The 16,693-nt window shown below is 62.2% G+C and carries 14 protein-coding genes, 1 tRNA gene and 1 pseudogene; 12 read left to right on the top strand and 4 right to left on the bottom strand.

The annotated features are described in order from the left end of the window. Positions 1-163 precede the first annotated feature (163 nt). A complete protein-coding gene (gene ispF, locus B0919_RS01170) occupies positions 164-643 on the bottom strand; it encodes a 2-C-methyl-D-erythritol 2,4-cyclodiphosphate synthase (RefSeq protein WP_078010357.1) in 480 nt (159 codons plus the stop codon). Between the two features lie 248 nt (positions 644-891). Between ispF and B0919_RS01165 the strand changes: the two genes are divergently transcribed. The 5 genes from B0919_RS01165 to B0919_RS01145 all read left to right on the top strand — a co-directional run bounded on the left by B0919_RS01165 (position 892) and on the right by B0919_RS01145 (position 8,480). Then, positions 892-1,512 carry a TetR/AcrR family transcriptional regulator gene (locus B0919_RS01165; protein WP_078010356.1) on the top strand — a complete coding sequence of 207 codons (621 nt, stop codon included), beginning with the start codon at positions 892-894 and terminating at the stop codon, positions 1,510-1,512. A 33-nt stretch (positions 1,513-1,545) separates the two neighbouring features. Further along, positions 1,546-3,222 carry a TolC family protein gene (locus B0919_RS01160; protein WP_078010355.1) on the top strand — a complete coding sequence of 559 codons (1,677 nt, stop codon included), beginning with the start codon at positions 1,546-1,548 and terminating at the stop codon, positions 3,220-3,222. A 97-nt stretch (positions 3,223-3,319) separates the two neighbouring features. Then, positions 3,320-4,468, top strand: a complete 1,149-nt coding sequence (locus tag B0919_RS01155; RefSeq protein ID WP_078010354.1) for an efflux RND transporter periplasmic adaptor subunit — start codon at positions 3,320-3,322, stop codon at positions 4,466-4,468. Between the two features lie 83 nt (positions 4,469-4,551). Continuing rightward, complete coding sequence (locus B0919_RS01150; RefSeq protein ID WP_078010353.1) at positions 4,552-7,986, top strand: efflux RND transporter permease subunit; 3,435 nt, start codon at positions 4,552-4,554, stop codon at positions 7,984-7,986. Between the two features lie 218 nt (positions 7,987-8,204). Next, a complete protein-coding gene (locus B0919_RS01145; protein ID WP_078010352.1) occupies positions 8,205-8,480 on the top strand; it encodes an acyl carrier protein in 276 nt (91 codons plus the stop codon). A 534-nt stretch (positions 8,481-9,014) separates the two neighbouring features. Here B0919_RS01145 and B0919_RS26015 read toward each other — a convergent pair. After that, positions 9,015-9,116 (bottom strand): annotated as a pseudogene (locus tag B0919_RS26015) (YkvA family protein); the annotation flags it as partial. Positions 9,117-9,553: 437 nt separating this feature from the next. Then, the gene (locus B0919_RS01135) at positions 9,554-10,147 is read right to left on the bottom strand and encodes a C40 family peptidase (RefSeq protein WP_078010350.1); all 594 of its coding nucleotides are present in this window, start codon (positions 10,145-10,147) and stop codon (positions 9,554-9,556) included. 308 nt (positions 10,148-10,455) lie between these two features. Between B0919_RS01135 and B0919_RS01130 the strand changes: the two genes are divergently transcribed. Both B0919_RS01130 and B0919_RS01125 read left to right on the top strand, forming a co-directional pair. Next, a complete protein-coding gene (locus B0919_RS01130) occupies positions 10,456-10,854 on the top strand; it encodes a hypothetical protein (RefSeq protein ID WP_217700982.1) in 399 nt (132 codons plus the stop codon). 132 nt (positions 10,855-10,986) lie between these two features. Further along, entirely contained in the window at positions 10,987-11,232 is a 246-nt protein-coding gene (locus B0919_RS01125; RefSeq protein WP_078010349.1) for a hypothetical protein, read from the top strand. 69 nt (positions 11,233-11,301) lie between these two features. On the opposite strand, the gene B0919_RS01120 is transcribed toward B0919_RS01125, so the two are convergent. Further along, positions 11,302-11,377, bottom strand: a tRNA-Thr gene (locus tag B0919_RS01120). 141 nt (positions 11,378-11,518) lie between these two features. On the opposite strand from B0919_RS01120, the gene B0919_RS01115 reads away from it, so the two are divergent. From B0919_RS01115 to B0919_RS01095, 5 genes are all read left to right on the top strand, one after another. Then, entirely contained in the window at positions 11,519-11,980 is a 462-nt protein-coding gene (locus tag B0919_RS01115; RefSeq protein ID WP_078010348.1) for a hypothetical protein, read from the top strand. Positions 11,981-12,017: 37 nt separating this feature from the next. After that, complete coding sequence (locus tag B0919_RS01110; protein ID WP_139361821.1) at positions 12,018-12,788, top strand: hypothetical protein; 771 nt, start codon at positions 12,018-12,020, stop codon at positions 12,786-12,788. Between the two features lie 30 nt (positions 12,789-12,818). Then, positions 12,819-13,589 carry an FkbM family methyltransferase gene (locus B0919_RS01105; protein ID WP_078010346.1) on the top strand — a complete coding sequence of 257 codons (771 nt, stop codon included), beginning with the start codon at positions 12,819-12,821 and terminating at the stop codon, positions 13,587-13,589. Beyond that, a complete protein-coding gene (locus tag B0919_RS01100) occupies positions 13,589-13,876 on the top strand; it encodes a DUF4834 family protein (protein WP_078010345.1) in 288 nt (95 codons plus the stop codon). Before B0919_RS01105 ends, B0919_RS01100 begins: the two co-directional genes overlap by 1 nt. A 222-nt stretch (positions 13,877-14,098) precedes the next feature. Next, positions 14,099-16,681, top strand: a complete 2,583-nt coding sequence (locus B0919_RS01095; protein ID WP_078010344.1) for a YfhO family protein — start codon at positions 14,099-14,101, stop codon at positions 16,679-16,681. The last annotated feature ends 12 nt before the right edge of the window (positions 16,682-16,693 follow it).

Below are 16,693 nucleotides of genomic sequence, written 5' to 3'. Positions count from 1 at the left end.
CCAAAGACTACGCTTGAGCCGTCAGGGTTGCGGCGCTTGGAGGCCCGCTGGCAAAGTTGGGGCCACGCCGCGTTTGCCCCGCGCCATTAAAGCCGGTAGCGGCGCTTCGGCTCCTTATATATAGAAGCGTAGTGCCGGACCATCGGGGCCGGGGTAGCGCTGGTCAGGGCTGCACGATGAGTACGGTGGCGTAAGCGGCTACGCCTTCCTGCCGGCCTACGAAGCCCAGCTTTTCCGTGGTGGTGGCCTTGATGCTGATATCGTCTTCCGGGATGCCCATCACCTCGGCCAGCACCCGCTGCATCTCCGGGATGTGCGGGTTCACCTTGGGCCGCTCCAGGCAGATGGTGGAGTCGATGTTGCCGACCTGGTAGCCACGCTCGCGCAGCAGCTGCATCACGCCCGCCAGCAGGCGCTTGGAGTCGATGCCTTTGTACTGCGGGTCGGTGTCGGGGAAGTGAAAACCAATGTCACGCAGGTTGGCGGCGCCCAGCAAAGCGTCGCAGATGACGTGGATGAGCACGTCGGCGTCGGAGTGGCCGAGCGCGCCGTGGGTGTGCGGAACCTGAATGCCGCCGAGCCAGAACGGCAGCCCTTCTTGCAACTGGTGAACGTCGTAGCCGAAGCCGGTACGGATGCGCATGGGGGAGGGGAGTTGAAGCAGATGGTGGGCACAAGGTACAACGCCCGGCTGTAGTGCCGGGCGCGGCTTGGCGGGCTGCCGCGGCGGTGATAAAAATTAACAATAGACGATAAAGTATTCAGCTGCCCTCTGCGTCTGCCCGCGCAAAGCCGCTTCTGGAACCTTGTCGCACGGATTTATGTCCACGAAAAAACTAATGGAAACTTTGGGTTCACTGAAAGTTTCCGTTGTACCTTTGTGGCGTGAGTATGGAAATCAAGGACCGGATACTGCTGACTGCCGTCGAGTTGTTCATGCGCAACGGCATCCGCAGCGTTTCGATGGACGACATCGCCGCCCAACTCGGCATGTCGAAAAAGACCCTCTACAAGTGGTTCGACAACAAAGACCAGATTGTGCTGGCTACCATGCAGCAGCACCTGGGCAAAGAAGAGTCGGACTGCGAAGTGGCCTTCGCTACCGGCGCCAACGCGCTGGAGGAGAGCTACAACCTGATGCAGTGGCACAAGAGCATGCTCAGCAGCATTAACCCGAGCATCTTTCACGAGCTGCAGAAATACTACCCGGAGGCCTGGGCCCTGTTTGAGCAGCACAAGAACACGTTCATTCTGCGCAAAATCACTGAGAACCTCCACCGTGGCATTGAGGAAGGCCTCTTCCGCCCCGACCTCGACGTGGACGTGCTGGCCCGCCTGCGCCTGGCCGAAATTGAGCTGATGTTCGACGCGCGCATTTTCCCGCCCCGGCAATTTGAAGTGCAGCGCCTGCACACGGCCACCGTCGAGCACTTTCTCTACGGCATTTGCACGCTCAAGGGCCACCGCCTTGTCAATCAGTACCGCCAGCTGACCGAAGCTGAAGTCGGTTAACCCTCACGCTCTCTACACCCATTTCGTTTCGCTATGAACAAAGCGTTTCGCCTACTGCTGCTCCTGGCTGCTTTAGGTTACCTGGGGCTGCACCAGCTACTGGCCCAGACGCCCGCTCCGGGCCAAGCGCCCGTGGCCTCGGGTGTGCCCATGTCGCTGAGCCTGCAACAGGCCGTTGACTTCGCCCTGAAAAACAAATCCTCGCTGATGGCCACGCGCCTGGGCGAGCAGACGGCCCACGCCCGCGTCGGCGAAATCCGCTCGGCGGGCCTGCCGCAGGTCAACGTAACGGCCAACCTGGCCGACAACTTCAAGCTGCAGAAGTCGCTGGTGGATGTGGGCGCCTTCGGGGGCTCTACCGCTACCCAGCTCACCCCCAACGACGTTACCAAAGCCCAGAGCGGGCAGAGCGTCAACCTGCAGCAGGTGCAGGTAGAGCGGGCACCGCTGCCGCCCCAGGCCCTGGCCTTTGGCCTGCAGTGGGCCGGCAACACCAGCGCCTCGGTGTCGCAGCTGCTGTTCGACGGCTCCTACCTGATCGGCCTGAAAGCGGCTAAGGTGTACGAAGACCTGGCCAAGAAGCAAACCCAGCAAGCCGAAATCGACGTGGTGGAGCAGGTGCAGAAAGCCTACTACAGCACGCTGGTGGCCCGCGCCCGGCTGGAGCTGCTGGCCCGCAACGTGCAGCGCCTCGATACCCTGCTGTACCAGACGCAAGCTACTTTTAAGGAGGGCTTCGTGGAGAAGCTCGACGTGGACCGCCTGCGCGTGCAGCGCAACAACTTGGTGGTAGAGCAGCAGAAAGCCCAGCGCCTGACCGAGCTGAGCGTGGCCCTGCTCAAGTTCCAGATGGGGCTGCCCCAGGAACAACCGGTAACGCTGACCGACCAGCTTGACGGTGCCGTGGTCGACGCTTCGGCCCTGCGCCAGCGCCTGGGCGTGGCCAACTTCAACACCGGCAGCGGCGACCGTAGCCTCGGCGGTGTGCCCTCGGCTCCGGCCCCCACCGGCGGCAACGCCGCCGACCAGGCCCGCCAGGACCAGCAGTCGGCCCTCACGGGTGCCCGGCCGTCCCAGGCCGCTGCGGCCTTCAACTACAACAACCGCATCGAGTTCAGCACGCTGGAAACCCAGCAGGCCCTGGCTGGCCTCGACCTGGCCAACCGCCGCGCCGGCGCTTACCCGCGCCTCGTGGCCACGGCCGCTTACGGTTTCAACGGCTCGGCTATCAACCCCAGCAACCTGTTTGCCTTCCGCGGGCCCAACTCGGTGGATGGCAACGGCTTCCCCAACCAGAACTGGTTCGGCTTCGGCAACATCGGCCTGAGCCTGCAAATCCCGGTGTTCGACGGCTTCCGGCGCAAGTATCAGGTGCAGCAGGCCCGCATTCAGCAGCAGACCATTGAGCGCGGCTTCGAGACGCTGCGCCAGAGCATCGACCTGCAGGACGCGCAGAGCCGCACCACGCTGGTCAACGCCTTGGACGTGCTCGACAACCAGCGCGCCAACCTGGACCTGGCCACCGACGTGGCCCGCGTGTCGCGCATCAAGTTTCAGGAGGGCGTAGGCTCGAACCTGGAAGTCATCACCGCCGAAACCGACCTGCGCTCGGCCCAGACCAACTACTACGCCGCCCTCTACGACGTGCTGGTAGCCAAGGTGGACCGCGACAAAGCCACCGGCGAGCTGTTCACTCAGACCAAGAAATAAGGAGCTAGCCACCGGCGCCCCGAGCTAGAGGCGCCGGCCTAGCCAGTTGATTGCCCCGATTCTAGCTCTTACCCCCCAGCTACTAGCTCCTTCTCCAATGAAATACGCATCTTCTTCGGCGCTGCTGTTCCTGGCTTTCCTGGCTTCGTGCGGCGGTGGGAAAGACCCCCAGGCCGAACTGGCCAAGCTCAAGCAGGAACAGGCCACCAACGCTGCCAAAATTGCTGAGCTGGAAGCCAAAGCCGGTCCGGCCGCTGCCACTGAGCTGGCCGCCACGCCCGTATCGGTGATTAGCGTGCAGCCCGAAAACTTTACCAGCTACCTCGAAGTGCAGGGCCGCGCCGACTTCGACCAGAATGCCAATGTCTCGCCCCGCGTGCCGGGCGTGCTCACCAGCATCCGCGTGCAGCGCGGCGACCGGGTGGGCAAAGGCCAGGTTATTGCCACCCAGGATGCGGCCGTGCTCGAATCGGGTATTGCTGAGCTGCGCACCCGCCTGGATCTGGCCCGCACCGTGTACGAAAAGCAGGACCGCCTCTGGAAACAGCAGATCGGTACCGAAATTCAGTACCTGCAGGCCAAGAACAACTACGAGGCCCTGCAGCGTAGCCTGGCTACTCAGCAGCAGCAGCGCGCCATGTACAACGTGGTAGCGCCCTTCAGCGGCACCGTGGACGAGGTGCCGGCCAAAGTAGGCGAAATGGGCAACCCCGGCGTGCCGGTAGTGCGCCTGCTCAGCGGCTCGGGCGGCAAGCTGGTGGCCGATGTGTCGGAAAACTACGCCAACACCATCAAGGCCGGCGACAAAGCCCAGGTGGACATTCCGGACCTGGGCCTGACCAACCTGCCGACGACGGTGCGCACCGTCAGCCGCATCATCAACCCGGCCAGCCGCACCTTCTCGGTGGAGCTGCGCCTCGACGGCTCGGCCGCTCAGCAGCTGCGCCCCAACATGGTGGCTACCGTGCGCATCCAGAACTACAGCAAAAACAGCGCGACCGTTGTGCCGGTTGACCTCGTGCAGCGCGACGACGAGAACAGCTACGTGTTTGTGGTAGAAGACAAAGGCGGCAAGAAAATAGCCGCTAAGCGCGTGGTGAAAACGGGCGCTACCTACAACGGCAAAACCGAAATTACCGGCGGGCTGAACGCCAACGACCAAGTGATTTCGGCCGGTTACCAGAACCTCAACGAGGGCCAGACGGTGTCCCTCGCCGGCACCACGGCCGGGCAAGCGGGCGCCTAGCGCAAGGACCAGCGCCGCCCGGGCAGCTACGGCTGCCGGGCGGCGCGGCCTGACACGACTCACATCCTAGCTTCCGACTTTCCATGCAGGATATCGAAAAAGAGTTTGGACCCACCAGTTGGTCCATTGATAACAAGACCAGCATTTACATCATCACGCTCCTGTTGTGCGTGGCGGGTATCTTCTCCTACATCAAGCTGGGTAAGGAGAAATTCCCGGATATCGTCATTCCGCGCATCATCGTGGCCACGGTGTACCCCGGCACTTCGCCTACGGACATCGAAAACCTGGTGACGCGCCAGCTTGAGAAGGAAATCAAGTCGGTGAACGGGGTGAAGAAAATCAACTCCACCTCGAACCAGGACTACTGCATCGTGGACGTGGAGTTTAACTCCGGCGTGGACGTGCAATACGCCAAGCAGCTCATCAAGGACGCCGTCGACAAAGCCGGCAACGAGCTGCCCAACGACCTGCCCACCCCGCCCACCGTGCAGGAGGTGAACCTCTCGGAGCTGCCCATCATGCAGATCAACCTGGCCGGCAACCTGCCGGCGTCGCAGCTGAAGAAGCTGGCCGACGACTTTCAGGACAGGATTGAGGCTCTGCCCGAAATTACCCGCGTCGACATCATCGGCGCCCTGGAGCAGCAGGTGAACGTGGACGTGGACCTCTACAAGCTCCGCGCTGCCCGCCTGGGCTTCTCGGATATTGAAGGCGCCATTGCCCGCGAGAACATCACCATCTCCGGCGGCACGGTGGACGTGGGCGACCAGAAGCGCGCCGTGCGCGTGGCCGGTCAGTACGTCAACGCCGCTGACATTGCCAACATCCAGGTGAAGAACCTGAGCGGCGCGGCCGTGCGCCTCGGCGACATTGCCACCGTGGAGGATGCCTTCAAGGACCGCGAATCGTACGCCCGCCTCGACGGCAAGCCCTCGATTACGCTGAACGTGATTAAGCGTCAGGGTGAAAACCTCATCGATGCCTCCGACAAAATCAAGCAGATTGTCGAAGACTCGAAGAAGAGCCTCTCCAACGAGCTGCGCGTGACCATCACCGGCGACACGTCGAACGACACCCGCGTGACGCTGCACGACCTGATCAACACCATCGTCATCGGCTTCATCCTGGTAACGGTGATTCTGATGTTCTTCATGGGCACCACCAACGCCCTGTTCGTGGGCTTGTCGGTGCCGCTGTCCATGTTCCTGGCCTTCGTGGTGCTGCCCATGTTCGGCTTTGCGCTGAACATGATTGTGCTCTTCGCCTTCCTGCTGGCGCTGGGTATCGTGGTGGACGACGCCATCGTGGTAATCGAAAACACCCACCGCCTGCTGCACGAGCACCCCAAGCTGACCACGGCCCAGGCCGCCAAGTTTGCCGCCGGCGAGGTATTCGTGCCGGTTCTGGCTGGTACGCTGACCACCGTGGCCCCGTTCGTGCCGCTGATGTTCTGGCCCGGCATCGTGGGTAGCTTCATGTTCTACCTCCCGGTGACGCTGATTCTGACCCTGATGTCCTCGCTCATCGTGGCCTTCATCATGAACCCGGTGTTTGCCGTGTCGTTCATGGAGCGCGAAGACCACCATGCCGAGGATGCCCACAAGCCCAAGCTCACCAAGCCCTTCCTCATCGGGCTGGGCGTGGTGCTGCTGATTGCCCTGATTGGCTACGCAGCCGGTTCGCCTTTCGTCGGCAATCTGTTCATCTTCCTGATCATCTTCGCCTTGCTCGACAAGTTCGTGTTTGTGCACATGATTGCCTGGTTCCAGACCAAGGCGCTGCCGCGCTTCATGAACGGTTACGCCAGCCTAGTGCGCTGGGCCATCGGCCACCCGGCTCTGGTCATGGCAGGCGTGCTCGTGCTGTTCATCGGCTCTTTTGTGGCCGTGGGCATGCGCAGCCCCAAGGTAGACTTCTTCCCGAAGGGCGACCCGAAATTCGTGTACACCTACCTGAAAATGCCGGTAGGTACCCGCGTGGAGGTTACCGACTCGGTGGCCCACGAGCTGGAGCGCCGCATCTACGCCGTCATCGGCACGAAAAACCCCGACGTGGAATCGGTCATCACCAACGTGGCCATTGGCGCCGGCGACCCGAGCGAAGCTACGGCCACGGGCGTGTCGCAGTCGCACCTGGCCAAGGTAGCCGTGGCCTTCAAGGAGCTGAGCGAGCGGGAAGGCCCGAGCACCCGCACCTACATGGACAAAATCCGCGAAGCCGTGAAGGGTATTCCCGGCACCGAAATTTCGGTGGACCAGGAATCGAGCGGCCCGCCCACGGGTAAGGAAATTGCCATCGAGGTAGCCGGCGACGACTATCCGAAATTGGCGGCGCTGTCGAAAGACGTTATTCGCTACGTCAACTCGAAGAACATCGGCGGTATCGAGCAGCTGCGCTCCAACCTGGAGGACCGCAACCCCGAAATTGCCGTGAACATCGACCGCACCCGTGCTAACCGCGAGGGCATCAGCACGGCCCAGATCGGTGTGGAAGTACGCACGGCCATCTACGGTTACGAGGCCAGCAAATTCAAGACCGCCGACGACGAGTATCCCATCCAGGTGCGCTACGCCAAGCCGTACCGCGAAGACGTGGACGCCATCCTGAACTCGCCGCTGACCTTCCGCGACGCTACCGGGCAGATGCGCCAAGTGCCGATTTCGTCCGTGGCTGACGTGAAATACAGCACCACCTACGGCGGCATCAAGCGCAAGGACGTGAAGCGCGTCATCACCATCTCCTCGAACGTGCTGTCGGGCTTTACCGGCCCCGACGTGGTGCGCAACATCGAGACGGCCCTGAAAGCCTACCCGACGCCTCCTGGCTACACCATCAAGATGGGTGGCGCGCAGGAAGACCAGAAGGAAACCTCTGACTTCCTGCCCGTGGCCGGCCTGGGCGCCCTGGCCCTGATCTTCCTGATTCTGGTGGTGCAGTTCAACTCGTTCAGCAAGCCGGTTATCATCCTCTCCGAGGTACTGTTCTCGATTGCGGGCGTGTTCTGGGGCCTGGCCATTACGGGCATGAACATCAGCATCGTGATGACGGGCGTGGGCATCATCGCCCTGGCCGGTATCGTGGTGAAGAACGGGATTCTGCTGGTCGAATTCACCGACATCCTGCGTGCCCAGGGCATGCCGCTGCGCGAAGCCATTGTACTGGCCGGCCGCACCCGCCTGAACCCGGTAATCCTGACAGCTACGGCCGCTACGCTGGGCCTGATTCCGCTGGCCATCGGCCTGAACGTAGACTTCTACGAGCTGTTCAACTCCTTCCACCCCAACTTCTTTATCGGCGGTGAATCGGTAGTATTCTGGGGCCCGCTGGCCTGGACCATCATCTTCGGTCTGGTGTTTGCCACGGTCATTACGCTGGTGGTAGTGCCGGTAATGTACCTGCTGAGCGAAACGCTCAAGGGCAAGGTGACGGGCAAGCACCCGGATGCCAATGTCAAGCAAGTCGTCGACGAAGAAGAGGTGTCTGCCGCCCGTCCGCCGGTGCTGGCCGAATACTAAGCTGCGCTTTACAAGCCCGGCGGTAGCTTGCCGTTGCATTATTGCACGCGGCGCTACTGCCGGGCCGGCAGCCGCCAGCCGGGCGCTGCTACATGCACGTTACTCGTCATGCAACCTTTTCCGCTCAAGCAGACTCCGACCTACGGCCGCCGGCCGTGCGCCGGGGTTCTTGGGCAATTTTTCCCTCTTTTTTCCGTTCACCCGTCGTTTCAACAGCCATGTTAACCCGAACGACTACCACTCCTGGCAGCACAAACATCGAACAGCAAGTGCTCCGCATCATCAGCAAGCGCAAGGCCATCAAGCCCCAGCGCCTGCGTGTTTCCAGTAACCTGAGCCGCGAACTGGGCTTCGATACCGTCGACGTGGTCGATATCATTCTGGAGCTTGAGCGCCGGTTCAAAATCACCATTCCCGACGAGGTGCCCCTGAACACCGTACGCGACTTCGTGCGCTACGTGGCCTCGCACCTGGGTGGCTCCAAAGCCCGCTAAGCCGCGTAACAGCTAACCCTATCGTCTGAAAAACGCTAACGGCCCGCTTCTCTGCACGGAGAGAAGCGGGCCGTTGTCGTATCGGGGCTGTGCTTAGCGGACGTTGCCGCCGGTGTCGCCACCGCGGCCGTCGCTCAGGCGCGGGTCGCGGCTACCCGAAATGCTGGCTGCCGTCACGTTGGGGTTGGGCGTATTGCCTACTTCCGGGTCGTGCGGGGCGTGGATAACCGGGCTGTCGGCGTCGGGTGCCTGGTTGGCGGGGTCGGGGTTGGTACCACCGGGCAGGTCGGCCATACCGGCGCGTTTAGCCGATTCGCTGGCTTCCACGAAAGAGCCGCTGCCGACGCTGTGCTCGGCCTTTTCGAGCGGGGAGTTAGTCGACGAGAGCTGCCGCACGACCGGAGCTTGCGAACCTGAGGTGGACGACTCCGAGGCCGCAACAAAGCTAGCGCCAGCACTTGCGGATTGGGCGCGCGCCTGTTCCCATTCCTCAAACTTGTCCATTTCGGTTTTGAGGGTGCTGGTAAACCAGGCCATCAGGGCCACATCATCCAGCAGGCCGACTACGGGAATAAAGTCGGGCACCAGATCGATGGGGCTCAGGAAATAGATGAGCACAGCCACGGCCGCGAGTACGGTGGGCGTCGGGATGCCGGTGTATTCGCCCGAGGCGGCAAACTTGACGAGGCGGAACAGCGTCTGCAGGCTTTCCCAGGCTTCGTGGGCAATGTGGCCGACGTCCTTCTTGGCACTGGCTTTCTGGTAAGCATCGTTCAGCAGCTGCTTGATGCGCAGGGGCTGACGCAGGTAGCCTTCTGCCTTGCGCAGAAAGCCCTTAAAAAGCGGCGAGGAAGCAATTTGTTCGCCGTCGGCAGGGGAAGTAGCCATGAGTATAATGAGTGAAGAGAGAACAACGCAACAACGGCTGACCACAGAAGCGGCAGCCGGCTGCCGTGCTATACTGTTTCGCGGCAAAATAGTTATCGGACGCTATACTCAGCTGCCGACCCAATGGGCAAAGAAAAAGCCCCTGCCGGGAAGGGCAGGGGCTCGAAGAAGCTGTTGAGAGAAGCTTAATCGTTGAGTACGCGGCCGGCGGCGTAGAAATTGCGGTGGTAGTAAGGCTGCTCCAGCGAGCTGACCATCACGCCGCCGTTGGTGGCCGAGTGGGCAAACTTGCCGTCGCGCAGGTAGATGCCTACATGGTAGATGGGCTGGCCCGGGCCGCGGCGGAAAAATACCAGGTCGCCGGTTTTCATCTCGTCCTTGGCTACGCGCTTGGCGTTGGAGAACATCGAGCGGGAGCTGTGCACCAGGTTGATGCCGTATACCTCCTTAAATACGCGGGTCACGAAGCCGGAGCAATCGGTGCCGCTTTTGCTATTGGAGCCGAAGCGGTACGGCGTGCCGAGCCATTCGGAAATCGTGCGCAGCAGGGATGCATTTTCGGTGTAGTCCACCTTGATGCCGAGGGCTTGCGAGTACTGCCCGAGGTTAAGCGAGTCGCGGGAACTCGGCTCGGAGCCTTCGGGGAAAGAGAAGAGCGAAGCTTCCGCTACGGCTGAGGCGCCGTGTGCCGGGGAAGCTTGCCCTTGGGGGGCATAATCAAAGAAAAAGGAAAGAGCCAGTGAAACAGCGGCGAGGCAACACAAAAAGGTATTCTTCATTGTCCGTCGTGTGGGTGGTGGATTCCGCTCCCGAGCGGCGGCCCCGAGGGACCATAGGCGTACTTTTCTTCTCTAAGTCAGACCGTTTGAGAAGGTGAGAAAAGGAGTTTTTTTCAACTGCCGCGGATAGATTCTATTCGGGCTAGTAGGGTAAAGCTAGCCGCCATCTGGTACGGGTCCAAACTTTTGGGCCGAAAAAGGCTTAAATTCTTATTTTAGTGCTATGCAATGGTTGAAAAGTATTGCTGGGGTTGCCAACCTTTGTCCCTCGGTTTCGTATCCTGTTGTCTTTCAAAGCACTCCTTACGGTGGAGCTTCCCCGCATCGTCGAACACTCGCCCTGGGCCCGCATTGCGCGCTGGAATCTGAAGCAGCCCAACGTGGCCATGGTCCTGGGCAAAACCATTCATCTGAGCGGCGTCACGCGCGAGCAGTTTCTGCGCGAACCGTCGTGGGTGGCGCACGAGATGTGCCACATCCGGCAGGTGCAGGAGCGCGGCCTGTTGCGGTTCCTGTGGGAGTATCTAGTAGAGTCGGCGCGCGTGGGGTACTACGCAAACCGTTTCGAGGTAGAAGCCCGCGAAGCCGGCGCCCGGGATGCGGCGCACTACGCGGCTCTGCTGGCAGTGCCCTTGCCCGACGGCCCGGGCCGCGGCGGTTCTGAGCAGGCCTCGGCTGGCCACAACCGGCCTGACGTGGTAGTATAGGAGAGGAGAAGCCCGGTGGCAGAGCGCGCAAACCCGCAATTTGCTGTAACCCCGCCGCTTGGTTTTACGAATAGTTCTGCAGCAGCTGGCACAACGCCGGCTCATGGTAGAACCCTTCACACTCCGAATATCATGGCTATCCAAGACACCCCCGACTTCAAAGGCAACGGCAGCAGCAACATCCAAGGCCAGCAGCAATCGGCTCCGCAGGGCCAAGGCGGCCTGCTGAGCGGCCTGAACGGCCAGCTGAAAAACTTTGGCGACTCGGCCGCCGGCCAGCTGGGCAAGCTCAGCACCACGCAAAAAGTAGTAGGCGGCCTGGCCCTGGCAGCTGGCATCAGCTGGCTGAGCAAGGCGATGAACAAGCGCAACGCCTAAGCCGGGCTTCGCTCCCGGGTCTGAAAACGCAAATCGGCCCGTTTCCGAAAGGAAACGGGCCGATTTGTTTGGAGCCTGCTATTGGACTCGAACCAACGACCTGCTCATTACGAATGAGCTGCTCTACCAACTGAGCTAAGCAGGCTTCTGACCAGCTGAGCCGATGTGCTCAACGGGAGTGCAAATATAATGCGGCGAGGGAAATGCCGCGCAAGTGCTTTTGAAAATTTTCGCGTAAAAATAGAGAGCCGGCCCTTGTTGCCGGTGTAACCATCTCTGTCTCTTTATGAAACACTCTGCTTCCAATGATGCCATGCAGGCCCTGGTGAGCGGCCTGAGCGGGTCTGTCGTGCTGACGCTGGTGCACCAGGCGGCGCGTGAAGCCACGCCCGATGCGCCCCGCATGGATATTCTGGGTATGCGCGGGCTGCGCAAGCTGCTGTCGGCGGCTGAGCTGCCGCAGCCCAAGCGCCAGACGGCCTACAACATCACCATGGCCGGCGACCTGCTTGTCAACGGGCTGTACTACAGTCTGGTCGGGACGGGACGGGATGCCTGGCTGCGCGGAGCGGCGCTGGGCGTAACGGCCGGAGTAGGAGGCGTGGTGCTGCCGGGCCCCATGGGCCTAGGCAATGGCCCGAGCAACCGTACCACCCAAACCAAGCTGATGACGGTGGCCTGGTATACCATTGGGGGGCTGGTAGCGGCGGGCGTGTCGCGCTGGTGGGCGCGGGCCGGGCGGCGCTGAGTCGCTCGAACGGCCACCGGCCCATATCTTGCGGGCTATGAAAGTGCTTCGTATGCCCCAAAGACAATCCTGGCTCCTGCTGGCTTTGTTATGTGCTTTGCCGCAGTTGGCCTGGGCCGATCCGGATTACGGCGACCTGTATGCGTTGCTTGGCATTTTGGCCGGGGTCGTTTTGCTGCTCGTTATCGTGGGCGTCTGGATGGCCGTGGCGCATTACCGTTCGGGGCGTCCCGGCGTGGGTGTCGGCAACGGCATCCTGATGGTGCTGGCGGCCCTAGCGCTGCTTAGTGGTGACTCGTGGGTGAGTGTAATAGCCGCCGGCTATCTGGGGCTTAGTGCCTGGTTGCTGGCCCGTAAGCAATTGCGCTCAGATGAGCCGGTGTCGGAGTGGTGGGCGGCAGTTGGCCTGATAGGGTTCAGCTGGCTGGTGAGCTACGCATTGGTATTGGTGCCGGGTTATATGCAGCACCGGGCAACAGGCGGGCTCGGCGCTAAAGCAGCGGTACACCTATTGATCTTCGCATTGCAGCTGTTGGGTTGGGTGCCACTGATCAGGCAATTCTACGCGCGGCAGCCTGTACTCTGGGCCTCCGAAGCCGTAGCCACGAGCCTGCGGGTAGCCGGCAAGGCCACTGCGGTATCGGCCGCCGTATCGCTGCTTATGGCACGCACCGTTCTGGTTCATCCCGAATACTGGCGCGAGTTCCTGTTGCCCTTGCTCGGCAACGAGCTGCTGTTGGGCCTGAGCGTGGGAGCGACTATGCTCGGCGTAGCGTGGTGGCGGCAGCGACGAGCTGCCGTGCGCTAAGCAGCCGGGGCCTGTTACCTTTGCCGGCACATGAAGGCATTGCGCAAACTCCTGGTCGGCACCCTAGGCTTCGAGCGGTACATCCGCCTCGCCAGCCGCGTATACCTGCGCCTCGTTGGGCTGGGCTGGGGCAAGACCAAGTACCCCGAGTTGTTTTTTCTGGAGCAGCTGGTAAAGCCCGGTTACGTGTGCCTCGACATCGGCGCCAACCTCGGCTACTATTCCGTGGCCTTGTCGCGGCTGGTAGGGCCCGCGGGCAAGGTGCTGGCCGTGGAGCCGGTGCCGCTGTTTCAGCGCATCTGGGAAGACAACGTGCAGGTAAGTGGGCACGACAACCTCATGCTGTTGCCCTACGCCCTCGGCGGCAAAAATGACGTCGTGCGCATGGGTACGCCTGCCCGCAACGGCCTGCTGCACCACGGCATGACCAAGGTGGCCGACAGCAGCCCCACTGAGCAGTATGGGCAGTACTACGACGTGCAGATGCGCGTGCCCGATGAATTACTGGCCGACTTTGACCGCCTCGACTTCATCAAGTGCGACGTGGAAGGCTTTGAGTACGAAGTGTTCCGGCACATGCAAGGCACGTTGCGCCGCCACCGTCCCCTTATCCAGACCGAACTGAACGGCCTCGACAACCGCCGCCGCGTGGCCGAGCTGCTGGCCGAGCTGGGCTACCGGCCGTACGTGCTGGAAACCCAGAGCGGCTCGCCGCGGTTAGTACCTTGTCCGCCGGCTGTGCTTATGGGCCCTGCCGACCGCGACTTTTACTTCCAACCCGACGCTGAACCCGCGCGCTGATGAGTTTCCTGACCTTCCTGTTTGTTTCTTTTCTCCTGTTCTGGGTGCTGCGCCTGGTGCTGCCGTACCTGCTGCGCTACGCCCTCACCTCGCTGGTAAAAAAGCAAATGGGGGCCGGCGGCATGCCATTCGGCGCGCCCTTCGAAGGGCAGGCACCGCCCCGCTACGAGCAAGCGGCCGAGTCCGCGGACCATGTGCGCGTGGATTACGTGCCGCCCAAGACCAAACGTCAGCCCAAAGCGGATTTCCGCGGCGGCGACTACGTAGACTTCGAGGAAGTAAAATAATCGGACTACCTTCGGGCTTCAGCCCGGCTGGCCTGTGCCGGCCGGGCTTTTTCATGACCGCCGATGGCCCGCAGCTTGGCTATGAACGGCCGTGAATAACCCCGACGGGGGGCTCTGATTGCCGCAAGGCCTGGCGTCCCAAGGTGGTTGTTCAGCCGTCAGCATAGCTACTCTGGGGCGTCCGCGGTCAGCCTACTGACTACCAACTACCGACTACCCTACATGCCCTCAGCTGTTTCGCCGACGCCGGCTACCGCGGCGCCCGCGCCCCTGTGGCGTCGTTTGCTGCCGCACGTGCTGGCCGTAGCCTTCCTGCTCCTGCTGGCCGTTTTGTATTTCTCGCCCATCGTGTTCGGCGGCAAAACCCTCAGCCAGCACGACATCGTGCAGTTCAACGGCGGGGCGCGCGAAGCGCTGCTCTACCGCGAGCAAACCGGGCAGGAAGCCCTGTGGACCAACTCCATGTTCTCGGGCATGCCCACCTACCTGATCAGCACCCGCTTCCCGGGTGATATGTCGGTGTATCTGAGCCATTTGTTTACGGTGGGGCTGCCGCCGGTGGTGGCCAACCTGTTTGCGGCCCTGTTCTGCGGTTACCTGCTGTTCGCGGCCTTGGGCATGCGTCCCTTGGTGTCGCTGATCGGAGCCGTGGCGGTGGGTTTCACCAGCTACAACCTCATCATCCTGGCCGCCGGGCACAACTCCAAGTCTTACGCCCTGGCCTACGCGCCGCTGGTGCTGGCGGGGCTGCTGGTCACGTTCCGGCGCCACCGGCTCATCGGGGCGGTGCTGTTTGCCCTGGGCCTGACGATGAACATCCGGGCCAATCACCTGCAGATTACTTACTACCTGCTGCTGCTGGTGCTGGTGTTCGGCATCGTGGAGCTGGTGTTTGCCGTGCGCGAAAAACGCATGGCCGACTTTCTGAAAAACACGGCTCTGCTGGCTGTAGGTGCCCTGCTGGCGGTAGGCGTGAGCTTTGGCCGCCTATATACTACAGCCTCGTACGGCAAGTATAGCATCCGGGGCAAGTCGGAGCTGAAGACGCCGGCTCCCACGGCACCAGGCCAGCCGGCCGCCGCGCCCGCGGAGGAAGGTGGCTCGGGCCTCGACCACGACTACGCCTTCTCCTACAGCTACGGCATCGGGGAAACCATCACGCTGCTGGTGCCGAACTACTACGGGGGCGCTTCATCGGGTAAGCTCGACGAGGACTCCAATACGGGCAAGGCGCTGAGCGGCCTGGGCGTGCCGCCGGTGCAGCTGGAGCAATACCTACAGAACATCCCGACCTACTGGGGCGACCAGCCCATCACCAGCGGCCCGGTATACGTGGGCGCGGTGGTGTGCCTGTTGTTCGTGCTCGGCGTGATGGTGGCCGACCGCCGCACGCGTACCTGGCTGCTGGCGGCCACCATCCTGTCCATCGTGCTGGCCTGGGGCAAGAACTTCGCCTCCTTCAACGACTTGATGTTCGACTTCTTCCCGGGCTACAACAAGTTCCGGGCCGTGTCGATGGCGCTGACCATTGCCCAGCTGGCCATGCCGCTGCTGGCCGTGCTGGCCCTGGCCCGCGTGCTGCGCGCCCAGGTTCCGGCCGCCGCGCCGCTGGTGGCCGGCCTACCCGCCGCCCGGAAGGATACGCCCGAAACAGCCGAGCTGCGACGCAAGCTGCTGCTGGCCACGGGCATCACGGCGGGCCTCTGCCTGCTGGCGCTGGTGCTCGGCCTCGGCAGCGACTTTGCCGCGCCCATCGACTCGCAGCTGCAGCAGAGCGGCTTCCCGGTGGATGCCATTCGCCTGGACCGTGCTGCTCTGATGCGCACCGACGTGTTCCGCTCCATCTTCTTCACCGTGGCCACGGCCGGCGTGCTGTGGTTCTACCTCAGCCGCAAGCTCACCCTGACGGCGGCTGCCTCGCTGGTAGGCCTGCTCACCCTGGCCGACCTGTGGATGGTGGACAAACGCTACTTGGGCGAGTCGAACTTCACTACTGAAACGGTGACCCAGCAGTTTGTGCCCTCCAAGGCCGACGAGCAGATTCTGGCCGACAAGACCCTGCACTTCCGGGTGCTGAACCTGAACAACCCCTTCAACGAGGCTCAGACTTCGTACTTCCACAAGAGCATCGGCGGTTACCATGGGGCCAAGCTGCGCCGCTACCAGGAGCTGATCGAGCGGCAGATTTCGCAGAATAACCCGCGCGTGCTCAACATGCTCAACACGCGCTACGTCATCACCCCGCCCGACCAGCAGACCGGCCAGACGCAGGCCCAGCTGAACCCTGGTGCCCTAGGCAACGCGTGGTTTGTGACGACCATTCAGCCGGTGCAGAACCCCGACCAGGAAATTGCCGCGCTCAGCAACTTCGATCCGGTGACGACGGCCGTGGTGGACGTGAGCAAGTTCCCGCAGGCCAAGACCAGCTACGACGCCGTGGGCTCCGGCATCAAGCTGACCAGCTACTCGCCCAACGAGCTGAAGTACCAGGCCAACGCGGTGCAGGACGGCTTCGCGGTGTTTTCGGAAATCTACTACGCCGACGGCTGGAACGCTTACATCGACGGCAAGCTGGTGCCGCACCTGCGCGCCAACTACGTGCTGCGCGCCCTGCCCATTCCGGCCGGCCAGCACACTATCGATTTCAAGTTCGAGCCGAAGGAGTACAGCATCGGCAACACGGTGTCGCTGGTGTCGTCCATTCTGCTGTTCGTGGTGCTGATTGGTGGTGTGGTGTACGCCCTGCGCCAGCGCTCCACGCCCGGTAACACGCCGGCTGCTGAAGACGAGCTGCTGGCCGCGTAAAGCCGCTCCCCC

It is taken from the genome of Hymenobacter sp. CRA2, from assembly GCF_002007105.1.
GTDB lineage: Bacteria > Bacteroidota > Bacteroidia > Cytophagales > Hymenobacteraceae > Solirubrum.
This window is presented reverse-complemented; position numbering and strand designations above follow the sequence as displayed.